This window comes from Novosphingobium sp., from assembly GCF_965229225.1.
Classification (GTDB): Bacteria; Pseudomonadota; Alphaproteobacteria; order Sphingomonadales; family Sphingomonadaceae; genus Novosphingobium.
In genome coordinates this window covers 2,387,908-2,409,754 of the sequence record NZ_OZ245867.1, presented here as the reverse complement: position 1 = coordinate 2,409,754, position 21,847 = coordinate 2,387,908, and the positions used below count along the sequence as shown (strand labels likewise).

The 21,847-nt window shown below is 68.8% G+C and carries 2 protein-coding genes; both read left to right on the top strand.

Annotated elements, in window-relative coordinates:
• Positions 1-43: 43 nt before the first annotated feature.
• On the top strand, positions 44-1,840 hold the full coding sequence (locus ACO06X_RS11025) for a TolC family outer membrane protein (protein ID WP_421836335.1): 1,797 nt from the start codon (positions 44-46) through the stop codon (positions 1,838-1,840).
• 96 nt (positions 1,841-1,936) lie between these two features.
• Positions 1,937-21,772 carry a hypothetical protein gene (locus tag ACO06X_RS11020; RefSeq protein WP_421836334.1) on the top strand — a complete coding sequence of 6,612 codons (19,836 nt, stop codon included), beginning with the start codon at positions 1,937-1,939 and terminating at the stop codon, positions 21,770-21,772.
• The last annotated feature ends 75 nt before the right edge of the window (positions 21,773-21,847 follow it).

Sequence of the window (21,847 nt, the reverse complement as noted above, 5' to 3'; positions counted from 1 at the left end):
TTTCACAGTCAGGCGGGTTCCAGGAGGTCATGAAGGAAGCTTGGTGCCGCATCGTCTTGCCAGACTGCCGCTGACGGCGCTCGCGACCGGCCTTGCCGCCGGCGCAGCGCTTGCGGTGTCTGCGGCGCGCGCTGCCGAACCTGCGCCGTCCCTTCCTCGCACCCCCGAATTGGCATACGTTCTGGAAGGGCTCGATGGACCTGATCTCGTCACTGTGCCCAGTCCCAGTGTCCGCCAGGCAGCTCCCGCACCGCCTCTGCCGCTCCCGCAACCAGACCCCGCCGAAGTGCGCACGCCGGTCCTGCCGCAGGGCCCGATGCCCGATGGCTCGACTCTCGCCGCGCGCATGGTGGACGAAGCCGCGCCGCTCCCCGGCGGGGAGGCCGAGCTTCCCCCGCTCGATCCCGCGCAGCCCGCCGTGGCAGACGCGCAGCCGCCGCCGCGCACTGTCCTCTCGAAGCTCGATCTGCCCGGACCGGTCCCTGCCCGGCGTCCAGTTGCGCCGCCGCCCGCTCCCGCGGTCGCTGATACCGATGCGCCTGATCTGGCCCCTGCCGCACTTGCACCGGCCACACCCGAAGGCACCGAATCCCTCACCGAAGCGATCATTGCCTCGCTCAAGGGCAATCCCGAAATCCAGATCTCGCTCGCCCAGCAAGATGACGCGCGCTACGCCGTCAATGAAGCCCGCGCGAGCTACCTGCCGCGCATCGACGTGACCGGCGCCTGGGGCCGTGAGTTCGCCCGCACCATCCCGCAGGCGGCCACCCAGCGCTTCCGCAGCGAAGCCACGATCTCGCTCAACCAGAATCTCTGGGATTTCGGCGTCACCATCAACGACATCAAGCGCGCCCGCGCCAGCTACCGCTCCGCCCAATGGGGCACGCGCGAGCGGATCGAGGCGATTTCCTACGATATCGCCAATGCCTATCTCGGCGTGCTGCTCCAGCAGAACCTCGTCACGCTGGCGGAAGGCGAAATTGCCTCGGTCCGCAAGATCCTGCGCATCGTCACCGTGCAGAAGGACCTCGGCCTCACCACCCCCGCCGATGTCGAGCGCGCACAGACCCGGCTCGACAACGTGCGCTCGCAGCTGCTCGATCGGAAGAGCGCGCTTGAACAGGCGCGCAATGCCTACAAGCGCCTCACCGATCACATGCCGCTGCGCGCCGCCGAAGTGCCTGCCGCAGGGGCCGCGCTGCCCGAAAGCGCCGATATCGCGGTAGACCTCATCGATACGCGCAGCCCGCGCCTGGCGCAGGCGGTCGAGGATCGCCGCTCGCTCGACAAGCAGTACGATAGCCAGGCCGATACCGCGCTGCCCCGCCTCGGCCTCACCATCGCCAGCGATTATCGGCAGGACGTGCTCGGCGCGACCGGCCGCGCCATCGATGCCCGCGCAATGGTTACGTTCTCCTATCGGCTCTACAACGGCGGGGCCGCCACCGCGACCAAGCGCCGCATCGCCGCACGCCTGCGACAGGCCGATTACGAGCTCGACCGCCGCCGCCGCGAGGTGGAGCAGGACATTCGCATCGATTACGCCAGCCTTGGCGCCGCGCGCGAAAAGATCGCCACGATCGAGGCCGAAATCGCCTCCGCCCAGCGCGTTGCCGATCTCTACAAGCAGCAATTCCGGGGTGGGCGGCGCACGGTGTTCGATCTGCTCGATGCAGAACAGCTGCTGTTCGCCGCGAAGGCGAAGCAGACCGCCAACCAGATTGCGCTGCGTGCGGCGGAATACCGTGTGCTGCAGAAGCTGGGCGGGCTGTTCGATCTGGTCAGCGGCGGCCAGCCCCTGCCCGATCTCGCCCAGCCCGCGCCCGGCGGCGGGGACTGACTCCGGGTGCCGCAATACGTGAATCACCGGAGCCCGCTGCGGCCCAAGCCCTAAGCTCGCGGGCGCTAGAATCGGCCGCCCAGCATTCGAGGTCGTATGGTCAAGATCGTTCGCGCCAAATCGGGGTCCGCCGGCCCGCCGCGCGGCGGCAAGGGTTCCCCCGAGCTCGCGCCCGGTGCCGAGCCATCCGCCCAAAGTGCGGGTGCGGCTGGTTCGAAGCAGGACTACGGCGGGGCCAAGGTCGTCCAGCTCGATGCCGACGACAAGGCCCGGCTCGGCATCAAGTACGCGCCGTTCAAGGTCGAGATCGCCGACGTCGATGTCGTGCTCGTCTTCACCGATGGTTCGCGCATCATCATCCCGGGCATGGCGCTGGCCGCGTTCTCCGGTCGCAAGCCGGTCATTCTCTTCGCAGACAAGGAATTCTCGGCGGACGAGACCGTCGGCATGGTCGGCGAGATCAATCCGCAGAGCCCCAGCCTCGATCTCCACCTCAGCAGCGCCGATGCGGCCAAGCCGGTCGAGACGCCCGAGGAGCCGACCGGCGCGGTGCAGCCCGAAGATGCGGCGCAGGCCCAGGCCGAGGCCGCCGCGAAGGAGCAGAAGCAGCACAAATCCGATCTGACAGGCAAGGCGCTGACCGAGAAGATCAGCGATTCCCTGCCGCAGAGCCCTGCTTCGCCCGGCGTCATGTCCGCCCGGTCGGCCGAACCGGCGCCCGGCGACGCCCTTGGCCCGGCCGGCATCGGCAAGCTCGTGCCCAAGCTCACGTTCGAGCTGTTCAACTCCGAAGGCGTCACCCGCAGCACCGAAAACGGCGAGACGGTGATCAAGGGCGATACCGGCGGCCCCGGCTCGTCGAAGGATTCCGCCTTCGCGGCGCAGTCCGCGCCGGAAAGCATCGACGGCACTTCGGGCAACGATGTGCTCTATGCCGATGATCCCGCAAAAGCGCCGCAGGGCAACAGCCTGCGCGTGCTGCATGTCGTCGCCGAAGTGCCCGCAAAGGGCCTTGATCTGCTGCAGGTGCTGATCCCTTCGCTGCCGGCGGGCTATGGCATCGTCAACGGCATGCTCACCGACAAGGGCTGGCTCGTCTCGATCGATCAGGGCAAGATCGAGAAGCTGACGACGATGACCGACGCTGCGGGCAAGGTCGTGCCGGTCCCCGCCAGCCAGTCGCACTTCGCGTTCGATCTGGAACTGACCTACAAGCTTCCTTCAACCACCGCGCAGGCCGCCAGCAACGGCTTCAAGGACGAGTTCTTCTTCCCCGTGCTGCTCGGCCTTTCCGCCGATGGCAAGACCTCGACCTATTCGGTCTCGGTCTCCACGCCCTTCGGCATCAAGGACGTGACCGATCAGGCCGGGATGACAGTGAAGGATCCCGTCACCGGCGATCCGATCCAGGTCCTGTTCGCCAACCCGCCCGGCACGAACATCTCTGCTGGCGCGGGCGACGATCACATCCACGCCGGGGCAGGGGCGGACAAGATCGACGGCGGGACTGGCACCGATGTGGTCGATTATCGCCTCTCCGGCGAAGGTGTTGATGCGAACCTGGCCACCGGCACGGGCAAGGGCGGCGCGGCCGAAGGCGACAGCTACGCCAGTATCGAAGGTCTCGTCGGATCCGATTTCAACGACCGGCTGACCGGCGATGCTGGTGACAACACGCTGATCGGCGGCAGGGGTGCCGACGTGCTCGATGGCGGCGCGGGCCGCGATACGGCCGACTATACCCACGCGCTAGATGGCGCGCCCGCAGGCACAACCGGCATAGAAGTGTTCCTCGATGGCAGCCCCTCGCGCGGGGGGGAGGCCGAGGGCGACACGCTCGTCAGCATCGAGCACGTGATCGCAACGGGCCGGGCCGATGTGATCCATGGCGGCGACGCGGACGAATGGATCGAGGCGGGAGCGGGCGACGACCGCATGTCCGGCAGCGCTGGCGCAGACCGCTTCGATGGCGGCGCGGGAACCGATACGCTCGATTACAGCGGCTCCGCTGCGGCAGTCGACGCTCGCCTCGATGGCACCGCGGGCAAGGGCGGCGATGCAGAGGGCGATAGCGCCACCGGTGTCGAGAATCTGGTCGGCTCCGCCTTCGATGATACACTCACCGGCGATGGCGGCGCCAACCTGATCACCGGCGGTGCAGGTGCAGACCGGATCGACGGCGCGGGCGGGATCGACACGGTCGATTTCAGCACCAGCGCGGTCGCGGTCGAAGTCTATCTCGATGGCCGGGCCAGCCATGGCGGCGATGCCGAGGGCGATACTTACGCCAATATCGAGATCCTCAAGGGCAGCGCCTTCAATGATCGCCTCGTCGGCGGAAGGGGCGATGAAACCCTTTCGGGCGGGGCGGGCGATGATGTGCTCGAAGGCGGCTTCGGTGCGGATACGCTCGATGGCGGCGCGGGCTTCGATATCGCGAGCTATGCCGGTTCCGGCGCCGCCGTGCAGGTCGCGCTCGATGGCTCGCTGCGCGATGGCGGCGATGCGGTCGGCGATGTGTTCACCAGCATCGAGGGCCTCGAAGGCTCGGCCTTCGGCGACAGGCTGGCCGGCTCGGCCGGCGGCGATCTGCTGCGCGGCCTTGCCGGGGACGACGTGCTCGCCGGTCTCGGCGGAGCGGACACCATCGATGGCGGCGAAGGCTTCGACACCGCCGACTACAGCGCCTCGCGCTTCGGCGTGACCGTCCGGCTCGATGGCATGGCATCCGAAGGCGGCGATGCCGATGGCGACCGGCTCACCGGCATCGAAAGGGTGATCGGCAGCGCGCGCGACGATAGCCTGATCGGTGCGGGCGCGGACGAAACGCTCGTCGGCGGCGAAGGCAACGACATCCTCGCCGGCGGTGCGGGCGCGGATACGCTGATCGGCGGCGGCGGCATCGATACGGCGGACTACGCGGGCTCAGGCAGCGGCGTCACCGTCACGCTCGATGGCGCACCGGGGCTGGGCGGCGATGCTGAAGGCGATGTGCTGCGCGGGATCGAGACACTCGGCGGCTCCGCCTTCTCCGACCGCCTCGGCGGCGATGCGGGCAGCAACACGCTGATGGGCAAGGGGGGCGACGATACGCTCACCGGGGATCTGGGCGCCGACATACTGATTGGCGGCGACGGTTTCGATACTGCCGACTATTCCTCCGCCGGCGGCGCGGTCACCGTGCGGCTCGATGGCAATGCCTCGTCGGGCGATATTGCCGACGGTGATCTGCTCTCCGGCATCGAGCGCCTTGTGGGCGGTGCTTATGCAGATACCTTGATCGGTGACAGCGGCGACAACACGCTCGAAGGCGGCGCGGGCGACGATACCCTGCGCGGCGGCCTCGGCGCGGATACCCTCATCGGCGGCACCGGCGCTGATACGGCCGACTACAGCGATTCAGCCGCCGCGGTTCAGGTCGATCTCGCTGCAAACGCGGGTGCCGGCGGCAGCGCTGCGGGCGATACCTTCAGCGGGATCGAGAACTTGTCCGGTTCGAACCACGCCGATCGCCTCATCGGTGATGCCGGGGCCAACCGCCTCTCCGGCGGGGGCGGCGATGATATCCTCGGCGGCGGCGGCGGGGCGGATCTGCTGCAGGGCGGCGAAGGCTTCGATACCGCAGACTACAGCGCCTCCGGCGAAGCCGTCACCGTTGCGCTCGATGGCTCGGCAGGCAGCGGCGGCGATGCTGCGGGTGACCGGCTTGAAGGCATCGAGGCGCTCACCGGCTCGGCCTTTGCCGATCGCCTTTCCGGCAACGACAGCGCCAACACGCTCGGCGGCGGTGCGGGCGATGATGTTCTCGCCGGCCTCGGCGGGGCGGACCGGCTGATCGGCGGCACCGGTTTCGATACCGCAGACTACAGCCAGAGCGCGACCGGCGTGGTCGTTGGCACCGATGGCTCGGTCGGTATTGGTGGCGATGCGCAGGGCGATACGCTCAGCGGGATCGAGCGCGTGCTGGGTTCCGGCTTCGACGACCGCCTCACCGGCGGTGCGGGCGCGGATACACTCGATGGCGGCGCAGGCAACGACCGGCTCGACGGCGGCGCGGGTGCCGACACGCTGATCGGCGGCCTCGGCACCGATCTTGCCGACTATGCGCGCTCCGGCGCGGGTGTGAACGCCGGTCTCGATGGCGGCGCCAACACCGGCAGCGATGCCGAGGGTGACACCTATGGCGGGATCGAAGGCATCTCCGGCTCGGACTTCGGCGATAGTCTGCGCGGTTCTGCCGATGCCGATATCCTGCTCGGCCAGGGCGGCAACGACATTCTTTACGGCAGCGCCGGGGCCGATGTGCTCGATGGCGGCGCGGGTGCGGACGTCGCTGATTACAGCGCCAGCAGTGCTGGTGTGCGCATCGATCTCTCGCTCGGCAGTGCCAGTGGCGGCGATGCCGAAGGCGATACGCTCACCGGCATCGAAGGCCTGATCGGCACGCAGTTTGCCGATACGCTCGGCGGATCGGCGGGGAACGATACGCTGATCGGCGGGGCTGGTGACGACGTGGTCGAAGGGCGCGGCGGGGCCGACATGCTGGATGGCGGCACCGGCATCGATACCGCGAGCTACGAGAACAGCCGTAGCGGCGTGACCCTGACGCTCGACGGCTCGGTCGGCAAGGGCGGCGATGCCGAAGGCGATTCGGTCACCGGTTTCGAACGCATCCTCGGTTCTGCCTACAACGACACCATCACCGGCGTCGGCGCGGCGGAGATTCTCGAAGGCGGCGGCGGGGATGATCGCCTCTCAGGCGCAGGCGGCGATGATACGCTGATCGGCGATGCGGGTGACGACATCCTCGATGGCGGCACGGGCGCGGACACACTCGATGGCGGCAGCGGTTTCGATACGGCGGACTACCGCGCTTCATCCGCCGCAGTCACCGTCGATCTCGGCGCGGGCAGCGGCGTGGGCGGTGATTCCGAAGGCGACCGGCTTTCAGGCATCGAAAGCGTGCTCGGCTCGGACTTCGATGATCGGCTGACTGGCGGCGCTGCAGCAGAACGGCTGAATGGCGGCGATGGCAACGATATGCTGAGCGGCGCGGCTGGCGACGATACCCTGCTCGGCGGCGCGGGCGATGATGTGATCGACGGCGGCACCGGCGCGGATGCCATCGATGGCGGCGCAGGGTACGACCGCGCCGACTACAGCCTCTCCGGCGCGGGCGTCTCCGTCTATCTCGATGGCACCACAGGTTTCGGCGGCACGGCCACCGGCGATACGCTCGCGGGCATCGAGGAAGTCATCGGCAGCGGCCATGATGACCGCCTCACCGGCGCGGGCGCAGACGAAGCCCTGCGCGGCGGCGGCGGCAACGATGTGCTCACCGGGCGCGGCGGCGCGGACGTGCTCGATGGCGGCGCAGGCATCGATACCGCCGACTACAGCACCTCGGCCATCGGCGTGACGGTTGATCTCGCCACCGGCACCGGCATGGGCGGCGATGCCGAAGGCGATACGCTGATCTCGATCGAGCAGCTGGTCGGCTCGTCCGGCGCGGACCGGCTTTCCGGCGCAGCCAGCGACGATACCATCGCAGGCGGCGCCGGTGACGACGTCCTTTCCGGCGGTGCCGGGGCGGACGTGCTCCTTGGCGGCGCGGGCAACGATAGCCTTGACGGCGGCGCGGGCGCGGACACGCTCGACGGCGGCACCGGGTTCGATACGGTCGATTATTCGGCTTCCGGCGAGGGCATCGTTGCCGGGCTTGGCGGCAGCATCGGCATCGGCGGCGACGCGCAGGGCGATATCTTGAGCGGGATCGAGCGCCTCGTCGGCTCGGCCTTCGGCGATCGCCTGCTCGGCAGCCTCAACGACGATACGCTCGACGGCGGCGTAGGCGACGATATGCTCGTCGGCGGTGAGGGCAACGACGATCTGCGCGGCGGCGCCGGGGAAGATGTGCTCGATGGCGGAGCCGGCGCAGACCGCATCGATGGCGGCGACGGGATCGATACCGTCAACTACGGCAGTTCCGCCCAAGCGGTCACAGTCCGGCTCGATGGCACGGTCAGCAGCGGCGGCGATGCCGAAGGTGATCAGCTCATCGGCATCGAGAACCTCACCGGCTCGGCCTATGACGATACGCTGATCGGTGATGCGGCGGCCGAGACCATTGTGGGCGGCGCGGGCGACGATGTGATCGTGGGCGGAGCAGGTGACGACCGCCTGCTTGGGGGCAGCGGCGACGACGTGCTCACCGGCGGGCTCGGTGCGGATATCATCGTCGGCGGATCGGGCATCAACACGGCCAGCTATGCCGATGCGGCTTCGGGCGTCGCCATCGATCTTTCCGGCGCGGCGGGCAGCGGGGGCGAGGCCGCCGGCGATATGCTCAGCGATATCCAGCGGCTCGTCGGTTCGGCCTTTGCCGATACGCTCGGCGGCGGAGCGGGTAGCGAGACGATCCTTGGCGGCGCGGGTGATGATACCTTGCAGGGTAGTGCCGGTGCCGACTTGCTCGATGGCGGCAGCGGCACCGATCTGGCGGACTACAGCGCCAGCGACGGCGCAGTCACCGTCGCGCTCGATGGTTCGATCGGCGTGGGCGGCGAAGCAGCGGGCGATCAGCTCGTCAGCATCGAAGGTGTGATCGGCTCTTCGCTCGACGACCGCCTGACCGGCAACAGCGCGGCCAACCTGCTCGATGGCGGGGCCGGCAACGATGTGCTGGTGGGCGGCGGCGGGGATGATACGCTGCGCGGCGGCGCGGGCAACGATCTCCTCGATGGCGGCGCGGGTTCAGACCTCATCGATGGCGGTGACGGGGCCGACACCGTCGACTATTCGGGTTCGAGCTCGGGCGTTTCTGTCTCGGTCGATGGCTCTGTTTCCACCGGCGGCGCAGCGGAAGGCGACCGCCTCCTCCATATCGAAAACCTTGTCGGTTCGGCCTTTGCCGATACCCTGCGCGGCACCGCAGCGGATGACAGCCTCGTTGGCGGCGCGGGCGACGACGTACTCACCGGGCGTGGCGGCGCGGACGAACTTGTCGGTGGAACCGGTTTCGATACGGCGGACTACAGCGATGCCGCATCCGGGGTCGCCGTCTCGCTCGCTACCGGGCGCGGCACTCTGGGCGATGCGGCGGGCGACCGGCTCGACAGCATCGAACGCCTCGTCGGTTCGGCCTTCGCAGACCAGCTCACCGGCTCATCCCAGGCCGATACCCTCGAAGGCGGAGCGGGTGATGACGTGCTCGACGGCGGCGCCGGGGCCGATGTGATCGACGGCGGGCTTGGGCATGATACGGTCGATTATTCGGCCTCGCTGGTCGGCGTCAACGTCACGCTTGCCGGCGGCGCCAGCGCTGGGGGCCTTGCCGAAGGCGATGTGCTGACCGGCATCGAGGAAGTGCTTGGCTCGGCCGAAGCCGACATCTTCACCGGCGGCGCGGCGGACGAAACGCTGCGCGGCGGCGGCGGAGACGATACCTTGCGCGGCGGCGCAGGTGCGGACGTGCTCGATGGCGGCGCAGGCACCGATACGGCGGACTACGCGCGCGCAGCGGCAGGCGTCGCGCTCAGCCTCACCACCGGCGGTAGCGGCGGTGAGGCGGCGGGCGACAGCTTCATCTCCATCGAGATCGTCGAGGGCAGCGAGTTTGCCGATACCATCGCGGGCGCGGCGGCCGATGATGTGCTGCGCGGGCGCGGCGGAGACGATGTGCTCGATGGCGGGGCCGGGGCCGATCTGCTCGATGGCGGCACCGGCAACGATGTGCTGCGCGGCGGTGCGGGGGCGGACATGCTGCTCGGCGGCGCAGGTTCCGATACCGCCGATTACTCGACGTCTTCCGCCGGGATCGCGATCAACCTCGATGGCTCGCTCTCGGCCGGCGGCGATGCGCAGGGCGATACGCTGTCCTCGATCGAGAATGCGATCGGTTCGGCGTTCGACGATACGATCACCGGCACCTCGCAGGGCGAACTGCTCGATGGCGGCGCGGGTAACGATGTGCTTTCCGGCCAGGGCGGCAGCGATACGCTGCGCGGTGGCGCGGGCGATGATCTCCTCACCGGCGGCGTCGGGGCGGACCTGCTCGATGGCGGCACCGGCTTCGATACCGCGAGCTTTGCCGATTCGGCTGCGGGCGTCATCGTCCGGCTCGATGGTGGTCCGGCTAGCGGCGGCGATGCCGAAGGCGATGTGCTCACCGGTATCGAAGGCGTGATCGGTTCGGCGCAGAACGACACGATCATCGGCGGCGGGGCGGACGACCGGCTCGATGGCGGGGCGGGTGACGACATTCTCACCGGCGGCGCGGGCAACGATATCCTGCTTGGCGGCGGCGGCGATGATGTGCTCACCGGCGGGCTCGGGGCTGATGTCATCGATGGCGGCACGGGCGACAATACCGCCAGCTACGCCGGGGCGGCAACCGGCGTCGCGGTCGATCTCTCCGGCGCGGCGGGCACCGGAGGCGAGGCCACCGGCGATACGCTCACCGGCATTTCCCGTCTGATCGGCTCGGCCTTCGCTGACCAGCTCGGCGGTGGCAGCGGCGCGGAAACGATCCTCGGCGGCGCGGGCGACGATAATCTGCTTGGCAGCACCGGCAACGACCTGCTCGATGGCGGCAGCGGCTTCGACACCGTGAGCTACGCCGCATCTGGCGCTGCCGTCACCGCTTATCTCGATGGCCGCGCCGGCAGCGGCGGCGATGGCGCGGGCGATGTTCTGATCGGCATCGAGGGCCTGATCGGTTCCGCCTTCGATGATACGCTCGCTGGCGGGGACAATGCCGACCGGATCGAGGGTGGGGCCGGCAACGACACGATCCTCGGCGGCGGCGGCAACGACTCGCTGCTGGGCGGCGCGGGCAACGATCACATCGTGGGCGGCGACGGCGCCGATGCGATCGACGGCGGGCTCGGCAGCGACACCGCGAGTTATGCCGATTCGACCAGCGGCGTCACCGTCGCGCTCGATGGCACCGCCGGCAGCGGCGGCGCGGCGGGCGACACGCTGATGAGCATCGAAGTCCTGATCGGCTCCGGCTTCGATGATCGGCTCGGCGGCGGCGCGGGCAGCGAGACTATCCGTGCGAGCGATGGCGATGATACCCTGGTCGGCAGCCTCGGTGCCGATGCGCTGGTGGGCGGCGATGGCACCGACACCGCCGACTATTCAGGCTCCACCGGCGCGATCAACGCGGGGCTCGACGGACGCACCGGCAGCGGCGGCTTTGCCGAGGGAGACGTCCTTTCGGGCATCGAACGGCTCGTCGGCTCGGGCTTCGGCGATACCCTTGCGGGCGGTATCGGGAGCGAGACGCTGGACGGCGGCGGCGGGGACGACATGCTCACTGGCTCAATCGGCGCGGATGCGCTGATCGGTGGCACGGGCTTCGATACGGCGGACTATTCGGCATCGGCCAGCGGGGTCACCATCGCCACCGATGGCAGCGTGGGCAGCAGCGGCGATGCGGCGGGCGATACGCTCGCCGGGATCGAGCGCGTGGTGGGCTCGGCGTTTGCCGATACACTCGGCGGCAGCGCGGGCGCGGATACGCTGGAAGGCGGTGCGGGCAATGACGTGCTCTCCGGCGGCGCGGGCAATGATACCCTGCTCGGCGGGAGCGGTGATGATACGATCACCGGCGGCAGCGGTGCGGATGTGATCGACGGCGGCAGCGGGTTCGACCGGCTGAGCTATGCGGCGTCCGGCGCGGCGATCTGGCTCGATCTTTCCAGCGGGCTTGGCTCCGGCGGCGATGCGGCGGGCGATCAGGTCGGCGGGATCGAGCAGGTCGAGGGTTCCGATTTCGACGATACCATCACCGGCAGCGGGGCGGACGAGGTTCTGTCCGGCGGCGCGGGGAACGATACGCTGTCCGGCGGCGCGGGCAGCGATGCCCTGTCTGGCGGCCTCGGCAACGATGTGCTCAGCGGCGGTGCCGGGGCCGATGCGCTCGATGGCGGCAGCGGCTTCGATACGGCCGACTACAGCGCCAGCGCGGCGGCGGTGCAGATCACACTCGATGGTTCGACCGCGACGGGCGGTGATGCCGAGGGCGACAGCCTGATCGGGATCGAGCGCGTCGTCGGTTCGGCTTTTGGCGATACCATCATCGGCGGCTCTGCCGCGGAGACGCTCGAAGGCGGCGGTGGAGGCGACACGCTTTCGGGTGGCGGCGGCGGCGATACCCTGCTCGGCGGTGCGGGCGACGACTTGCTGCGCGGCGGCGGGGGTGCAGACGTGCTGTCTGGCGGCGACGGGTTCGACACCGCCGATTACGGCGCGTCCGATGCAGCGGTGCAGATCGTGCTCGATGGCTCACCGGCGCAGGGCGGCGACGCCGCAGGCGATGTGCTCACCGGGATTGAGCGCGTCAATGGCTCGGCGTTCGATGATGCGCTGGCCGGCAGCGATGGTGCGGATACGCTGTCTGGCGGGGCGGGTGACGATAGGCTTGTCGGTCTGGGCGGCGACGACACACTGCTGGGCGGATCGGGTGACGACACGCTTGAGGGCGGTGCCGGGGCCGATCGCATCGATGGCGGCACCGGCTTCGACACCGTGACCTATGCGGCGTCATCCGCAGGCGTCACCGCCTCGCTGGGCGGCACGGTCGGCACCGGCGGCGATGCGGCGGGCGATACGATCACGAATGTCGAAGTGCTCCAGGGGTCGGCTTTTGCCGATACGCTGACCGGCCGCAGCGGTGCGGATACGCTGCTGGGCGATGCGGGCGATGATACGCTCGTCGGCACCGCAGGCTCCGATACGCTCGATGGCGGCGATGGCTTCGATACGGCCGACTATTCCACCTCTGCCGCAGGGGTCGTAGTCAATCTCGATGGCACGGTGTCCGCAGGCGGCGATGCGGCGGGCGACAGCCTCACCGCGATCGAACGCGTGGTCGGCTCGGCCCAGGCCGATACTTTGCGCGGTGCGGACGGCAACGATACGCTTGAAGGCGGCGGCGGCAACGATACCCTGCTCGGCGGCGCAGGTGCGGACACGCTGCTCGGCGAGGCGGGTGATGATATGCTCGTCGGCGGGCTTGGTGCCGATGTGCTCGATGGCGGGCTCGGCACCGATACGGTGGACTATTCAGCTTCGGCCTCGGGCGTGAATGCCGGGCTCGATGGCGGGGCCAACGCGGGCGGCGATGCGGCGGGCGATACGATTGCCAATGCCGAAGTGCTCATCGGCACGGCCTTCGGCGACACGCTACGCGGCGGAGCCGGGGCGGAGATGCTGTTCGGCGGCGCGGGCGACGATATCCTCAAGGCGAGCGCGGGGGCCGATGTGCTCGACGGCGGCACCGGCTTCGACATGGCTGATTATTCGGCCAGCGGCGCCGGGGTGATCGTCAATCTCGCCACCGGCACCGGCACGGGCGGCGATGCGCAGGGCGATACGCTGATCGGCATCGAGCGGCTCACCGGCTCCGCGCAGGCCGACCGGCTCACCGGCTCCGCCAATGCCGACGTGCTGCTGGGCGGGGGCGGCAACGACACGCTGACGGGCGGTGCGGGCAGCGATGTGCTCGATGGCGGCGCTGGCACCGATACGGCGGACTATTCCGGCTCGATCCAGGCCGTGCGCGTTGCGCTGGATGGCAGCGTGGGCGCAGGCGGCGATGCCGAAGGCGATACGCTCACCGGCATCGAGATCGTGATCGGCTCGGCGCAAGGCGATACGCTGATCGGCGCCGATGCGGACGAGACGCTGCAAGGCGGCGCGGGCGACGATACGCTTGTCGGCGGCGGCGGGGCCGATGCGCTCGTCGGCGGCGATGGCATTGATACGGCAGACTACTCCGCTGCCACCGCGCGTGTCGCCGTCGCGCTCGATGGCAGTGCCGGCACGCAGGGTGATGCCACTGGCGATACGCTCACCACGATCGAGCAGCTGATCGGCTCCTCCTTCGACGATACGCTGGGCGGATCGGCGGGCGATGACATCATCCTCGGCGGGGCCGGGGCAGACACGATCAGCGGCGGTGCTGGGAATGATACGCTCTCCGGGGGTGCGGGCGATGATACGCTGATCGGCGGCGCGGGGGCCGATGCCATGGACGGCGGCACCGGCTTCGATACCGCGAGCTATGCCGCCTCGGCCAGTGCGGTCACCGTCACGCTCGGCGGCGCGGCGGGCAGCCGCGGCGATGCGGCGGGCGATACGCTGGTGAGCATCGAGCAGCTCATCGGCTCGACCTTCGACGACCGCCTCACCGGCAGCAGCGCCAACGAAACATTCCGGGCCGGAGCGGGCAACGACACGCTTACCGGCGGAGACGGCGACGACCAGCTCTTCGGCGAGGAAGGCGAAGATACGCTTGTCGGCGGCGCGGGCGCGGATCTGCTCGATGGCGGCCTCGGCATCGATACCGTGTCCTATGCCACCTCGCTCGGCGCGGTGACGATCCATCTCGATGGCCCCGCCTCGATCGGCGGCGATGCCGATGGCGACGTCATCAGCAATGTCGAACGCGTGATCGGCTCGGGCTTCAACGATGTATTCCATGGCTCGGCGGGTGCCGACCAGATCGATGGCGGCGCGGGCGACGACGTGTTCAACGCCAGCGCCGGGGCGGATGTGCTGATCGGCGGCACCGGATTCGATACCGTCGATTACGGCGCCGGAAGCGTCGCAGTCACTGTGCGCATGGATGGCACCGCATCCTCAGGCGGCGATGCCGAAGGCGACGTGCTCTCGGGCATCGAGCAGGTCATCGGCACGGCCCTGGCGGATACCGTGATCGGCTCATCGGGTGCTGACACGATCCTCGGTCAGGATGGCGACGATACGCTTTCCGGCGCCGCCGGTGCGGACAGTCTCTTCGGCGGCAATGGCGATGACACGCTGATCGGCGGTGCGGGCGCGGACGCGCTCGCTGGCGGGGCGGGCTTCGATACGGCGGACTATGCAGGCGCGGCCTCTGCCGTTGCCGTGCGCATGGACGGCGTTTCCGGCACGCTCGGCGATGGCCTCGGCGATGTCCTCACCAGCATCGAACGCCTCGTCGGTTCGGCCTTTGCCGATAGCCTGCTGGGCTCCGTAGCGGCGGACACCATCGAAGGCGGCGCGGGTGACGACCTGATCGAGGGCGCTGCGGGCGACGACACGCTTTCCGGCGGCAGCGGCAAAGACACGATCGCAGGTGGCCTCGGCGCAGACCGCATCGATGGCGGCACCGGCAGCGATATCGCGGACTATGCGAACTCTGCCACCGGCATCACTATCGCCACCGATGGCAGCACCGGCAGCGGCGGCGATGCGGCGGGCGACGTGTTGACGGGCATCGAGACAATCCGCGGTTCAGCCTTTGCCGATATCCTCGGCGGCAGCACCGGCGCGGATACGCTGCTCGGCCAGTCGGGAGACGATGTGCTCGCGGGTCTCGGCGGGGCGGACGTCCTCTCAGGCGGCGAGGGCTTCGACACTGCCGACTATGCCGCTTCCTCAAGCGCCGTCACCGTCGATCTCGGCGCGGGCACCGGCAGCGCGGGCGATGCGGCGGGCGATGTGCTCTCCGGGATCGAGCGCGTCATCGGCTCGGCCTTTGCCGATACGCTGACCGGCTCGGCCAATGCTGATGTTCTAGAAGGCGGCGAGGGCAATGACCGGCTCGATGGCGGCGGCGGAGCGGATACGCTGCTCGGCGGCGCGGGTGACGATACGCTCATCGGCGGCACCGGCAGCGACACGCTCGATGGCGGCGCCGGCTACGATGCGGCGGACTACACCGCCAGCACGCAAGGCGTGACCATCTACAACAACGGCGTCGATCCCGGCTCGGGCGGCGCGGCCACGGGCGATCTGCTGATCGGCATCGAGCGCGTGCTCGGTTCGGCCTTTGCCGATACGCTCGTGGGCGGCGCTATGGCCGAAACACTGGTCGGCAACGATGGCAACGACGTGATCGAGGGCGGCGCGGGCGCGGATACCATCGATGGCGGCGCAGGCTTCGATACCGCGTCCTACGCAAATGCGAGTGCGGCGGTCACGGTCAGCCTTGCGGCAGGCGGCGGCAACGGCAGCGGCAGCGCGGGCGATGCGGCTGGCGATGTTCTCACCGGCATCGAGCGGCTGGTCGGTTCGGACCATGCAGATACCCTGATCGGCGGCGCGGCAGCCAACACGCTCGAAGGCGGCGCGGGCGATGACACACTCGTCGCTGGCGCCGGCGCGGACACGCTGCTCGGCGGCAGCGGCAACGACACAGCCGATTATTCGGGCGCGGGCGCAGGGATCGTCATTGCGCTCGATGGCAGCGCGGGCAGCGGCGACATTGCGGCAGGCGACAGCCTCACCGGCATCGAAGGCGTAATCGGCTCGGCCTATGCCGATACGATCACCGGCGCGCTCTCCAACGACACGCTGAGCGGCGGCGGCGGTGACGATACCCTGTCCGGCGGCACCGGCGCGGATGTGCTGCTGGGCGGCGCGGGCAACGATCTCCTTTCGGGCGACGGCGGTGCCGACGTGCTCGATGGCGGCACGGGCATCGATACCGTGAGCTATGCGGGTGCGGTCGGCGCGGTCATTGTCGATCTTGCCGCAGGCACCGCCACCGGCGGCGATGCGGCGGGGGATACCTTCATCGCCATCGAGCGCTTCACCGGCTCGCGCGGCGGCGATACCTTCGTCGGCGCGGGCGGGGACGACTGGTTCGACGGCTTCGACGGCAACGACACGCTGTCCGGCGGCGGCGGCAACGATACGCTGCTCGGCGGGATCGGCGATGATACCATCGCGGGCGGTGCCGGGGCCGATACCATCGATGGCGGCGCGGGCACTGATACCGCCGACTATTCGGCTTCGGCCTCCGGCGTCACCATCCGCACCGGCGGGACTTCCAGCGGCGGCGATGCGCAGGGCGATACGCTCGCCAGTATCGAGCGCGTGGTCGGTTCCGCCTTTGCCGATCGGTTCGAAGGCCGCAGCGCGGACGAGGAATTCGTCGGCGGCGCGGGTGACGATATGTTCATCGCCTCGGGCGGCGCAGATATCTACCGCGGCGATGCGGGCAATGACGTGGCCGATTACTCCGCCTCCACCAGCAGCGGCATGCTGATCTACATGGACGGCGGCTTCGGGGCGATCGGCGATGCGGCGGGCGACCGCCTGTTCGATATCGAAACGGTCATCGGCTCGGCGCAAAACGACACGATCTACGCCGGCGCCTCCGGCTCGACCATCCAGGCAGGTGGCGGCAACGATACGCTGACCGGCGCAGACGGGGCGGACGTGCTCGATGGCGGTGCGGGCGACGACATCATCATCACCGGGCTCGGCGCCGATCAGGTCACCGGCGGGCTCGGCACCGACATTGCCGACTACCGCAACTCGAACGCTGCGGTCACCGTCGCCAACAACGGCTCGGCAGGCGTGGGCGGCTGGGCGGCGGGCGACATCCTCTCCGGGGTCGAGGTGATCTACGGCTCTGCCAATTATGGCGATACGCTGCGCGGCGGCCTCACGGCGGCTTCGGCGCTCCATGGCTGGGGCGGCAACGATACTTTCGTCTCGTTCAGCCAGGCCGATGCCATCGACGGCGGCACGGGCGCCGATACTGTCGATTATTCGGCCAGCCTTGCGGGCGTGATCGTCCGCCTCGATGGCACCGCCTCCAGCGGCGGCGATGCCGAGGGCGATACGATCACCGGCGTCGAGCGCGTGATCGGCTCGGCGCTGGCGGACACCCTGATCGGCGCAGGCTTCAACGAGACGCTCATCGGCGGCACGGGCGATGATACGCTGATCGGCGGCGCGGGGGCGGATACGCTCGATGGCGGCGATGGCTTCGACACCGCCGATTACGGCACCGCCGGCGGTGTCATCGTGCGCATGGACGGCGCCGCCGGCAGCGCGGGCGAAGCCAATGGCGATGTGCTCATCAGCGTGGAGCGCGTGATCGGCTCGGCGCTGTCCGATGTGATATACGGCTCGGCAGGTGCCGATACCATCCTCGGCGGCGGCGGTGACGACATGCTCGCCCCCGGGCTCGGCGCGGACACGCTCGATGGCGGATCCGGCACCGATACTGTGGACTATTCCAGCTCGACCGGCGCGCTCATCGTCAACCTCGCGGATGCCTCGCTCTCCACCGGCCTCGCGCAGGGCGATACCTTTGCTGAAATAGAGGTCTGGTCGCTTTCGGCCTTGGGCGACACCTTCATCGGCTCGGCCGGGGCCGAAACCGTCTACGGAAACGATGGCAACGATGCGCTCGATACCGGCGCGGGGAACGATATCCTCTATGGCGGCAATGGCAATGATACGCTGACCGGCGGCGCGGGTGCCGATACCATCGACGGCGGCGCCGGGATCGACACGGTCGACTATTCGGCCTCTTCAGCAGGTATCACCATCAATCTCGGCACCGGCACCAACAACACCGGCGGCGATGCCGAAGGCGATTTCTTTGCGCCCGGCACGATCGAAAACGCGATCGGCTCGGTCAGCGACGACACGATCATCGGGGGCAGCGGCGCGAACAACCTCAAGGGCGGCGCGGGCAATGACGTGATCCTTGGCGGCGCCGGGGGCGATGCGATGGATGGCGGCACCGGCATCGATACGGTGAGCTATCTCGCCGCTTCGGCCGGCGTCACCGTCAATCTCCTCACCGGCGCGGCCAGCGGCGGCGATGCGGCCGGCGATACCTTGGCCGGCTTCGAGAACATCCAGGGCGGCAATGGCGCCGATACGCTCACCGGCGATGGGGATGCCAACACGATCTGGGGCAGCTTCGGCAACGACACCATCGTCGGCGGCGCGGGCGCCGATACGCTCTTCGGCGATGATGGCGATGATACCGTCGATGGAGGTGCAGGCGCCGACCTCATGAACGGCGGGGCCGGGTTCAACACGTTGAGCTATGGGACGGCCACGTCCGCCGTCGCCGCCAGCCTTGCCACGGGGACCGGCACGCTCGGCGATGCGCAGGGAGATGCTTTCACGAATTTCGTCAACCTCATCGGCTCCGGCTTCAACGATATCCTGGTCGGCAATAGCGGCGGCAACACGATCCGCGGCGGCAACGGCGACGACCAGATCGATGGCGCCGCCGGCAGTGACACGCTGCTCGGCGATGCGGGCAACGATACGTTTCTCGGCGGCAGCGGCTTCGACTACATGGATGGCGGTGCGGGCACCGATACGGTCGATTACTCGGCCGCGACCGGCGCGGTCACGATCGACCTCAACGCGGGCAGTGGCACTCTCGGCGATGCGCTGGGTGACAGCTTCGTGAGCATCGAGAACCTCACCGGCACGGCCTTCGCCGATATCCTGCAGGGCAGCAGCGGCAACAACGTGCTCTCCGGCGGTGATGGCAACGATTTCCTGATCGGACTTGGCGGCAACGACACGCTGCTCGGCGGCAATGGCGATGATCGCATTTCGGGCGGGGCAGGGGCCGATGTGCTCGACGGCGGAGCGGGCACCAACCTGCTGTTCTTCGGCAGCAATGCAATTGCCCCGGACAGCGTCTCGGTCACCACCGGCGTCACGATCAATCTTGATGGCGTCACGCTCGGCTCGGGCGGCGATGCGGCGGGCGATACCTACCGGAACTTCCAGATTGTCTACCTCACCAACCAGGCCGACAGCGTGACGGGCACCGTCGCGGCGGAATGGTTCCGCGGCCTTGGCGGGGCAGACACCATCAACGGCGGCGGCGGCATCGATACCGTCAGCTACTATGGCTCCGGCGCGGTCACGGTCGGGCTCGACGGCAGCACCGGCAGCGGCGGCGAGGCGCAGGGTGATGTCATCACCAGTGTCGAGATTTTGCAGGGCACCGCGTTCGACGATACCCTGTGGGGCGATGGCGGCAGCAACACGCTCTACGGAATGGAAGGCAACGATACCCTTCGCGGCGATGCCGGGAGCGACGTGCTCGATGGTGGCAGCGGCTCCGACACCGTCACGTATGCGAATGCCGCCCCGGGCGTCACCGCCAGCCTCCTCGCCGGCAGCGGCAGCGCTGGTGACGCGGCAGGCGATTCCTACGTTTCCATCGAAAACCTGACCGGATCGGCGGGTGACGATACGCTTATCGGCGATGCTAACGCCAATAGCCTCATCGGCGGCAGCGGCGATGATTTCCTGCGCGGCGGGGCAGGTGCCGATACTCTGAACGGCGGCACCGGCTTCGATACTGCCGACTATTCGGATTCGAACGCTGCCGTCTCGGTCTATCTCGATGGCACTTCGGCCAGCGGCGGCTTTGCCCAGGGCGATGTGCTGACCTTGGTCGAGGGCCTCATCGGCTCGGCCTACAACGATACGCTGACCGGTGCGAACGCAGACGACACGATCAGTGGTGGTGACGGCGATGACGCGATCAGCGGCTCGGCCGGTGATGACATCCTCAGTGGCGGCAATGGCAACGATTTCATCAACGGCGGTACCGGGGCCGATACCGTCGATGGCGGCGCGGGCACCGATACCTTCACTTATGCCAATGCCGCCAGCGGGGTGACCGCCTGGCTCGATGGCACGGCCGGTTCGGGCAGCGAAGCCACCGGCGACCGGATTGCCGGGGTCGAGATCCTGATCGGCTCGGCCTTCGACGATGTGCTGTGGGGCACCTCGGGCGCCGATACCCTGCAGGGCGGTAACGGCAATGATGTGCTGGTCGGTGGCGCGGGCGCGGATGTCCTCGATGGCGGCGCGGGGGCCGACAGCGCCTCCTTTGCCAACTCCGCCGCCGCGATCAGCGCCAGCTTCGCCACCGGCAGCCTCGTCGTTGCCGCCGCCGATGCGGTGGGAGACAGCTACATCTCGATAGAGGGCGTGGTCGGCTCCGCCTTCGGTGACACCCTGCGCGGCGGCAGCGCCGCCGAACTGCTCGACGGCGGCCTTGGCGACGACATGATCTTTGGCAGCACCGGGGCAGACACGATCACCGGCGGCGGCGGGTTCGACACGATCGATTACTCCGCCTCGATCGCTGCGATCACTGCGCGGCTCGATGGCACGGCCTCCAGCGGCGGCGATGCTGCGGGGGACATTCTCTCCGGCATCGAGCAGGTCATCGGCACCGCGCTCGCCGATACCTTCCTCGGCACCGGCGCCGATGAAACCTTCCGCGCCGGCGGCGGGGATGACACGCTGACCGGCGGCGCTGGCAGCGACACGCTCTACGGCGAGGCGGGCGACGATCTGCTGAACGGCGGCCTCGGCAGCGATGTGCTCGATGGCGGCACCGGCACCGATACGGCGACTTATGCCAATTCGGCGCTCGGCCTTGCTGCCAACCTCGCCGATACCTCGTTCAACACCAATGAAGCTGCGGGTGATACGTATGCCAGCATCGAAAACCTCATCGGCTCGGCCTTCAACGATCGCCTTACCGGCGATGGCGGGGCCAACGTGCTCGATGGCGGCGCCGGCAATGATCGCCTCGTGGGCGGCGCGGGCGCGGATAGCCTGATCGGCGGAACTGGCACCGATATCGCCGACTATGCCCAGTCGGGCAGCGCCGTTGCGCTATCGCTCGGCGGCGGAGGGGCGGGCACCGGCACCGGCAGCGCGGGCGATGCCGCAGGCGATACGCTGTCCGGCATCGAAAGCGTGATCGGCTCCGGCTTTGGTGACAGCTTCACGCTCACGCTCGGCGCGGGCTTCGCGGTCGATGGCGGGGCGGGCAGCGATACAGTCGCGCTCGCCGTCAATTCCGGTTCGGTCACCTCGGCGCAGCTGGCCAGCGTGCTCAGCCGGATCGAGACGATCGACTTCACCGCGGGCGGCACCAACGCCAGCCTCACGGTCGATGCCAGCTTCATCCAGACCGTGGCGGGGGCGGGCAATGCCTCGCACCTCACGGTCGATTTCAATGCGGGCGATACGCTGCAGATCGCCAACGGCGCGTTCTACACCCAGAGCGGGAATGACTACACGTTCTACAGCGACAGCACTCAGACGACGACCGTGGCGCAGCTCTCGGTGATCTGAGGGGGCTGGGCCATCCGTTTTCCGCAAGGGTGACTTGCGCGGCGCGCGGCTGGTGGCCGGGCGCAGCAGCGCTAC

Bases quoted from the DNA above. Each gene is read 5' to 3' on its own strand.
- ACO06X_RS11020 (WP_421836334.1), top strand. From the start codon at position 1,937: ATGGTCAAGATCGTTCGCGCCAAATCGGGGTCCGCCGGCCCGCCGCGC.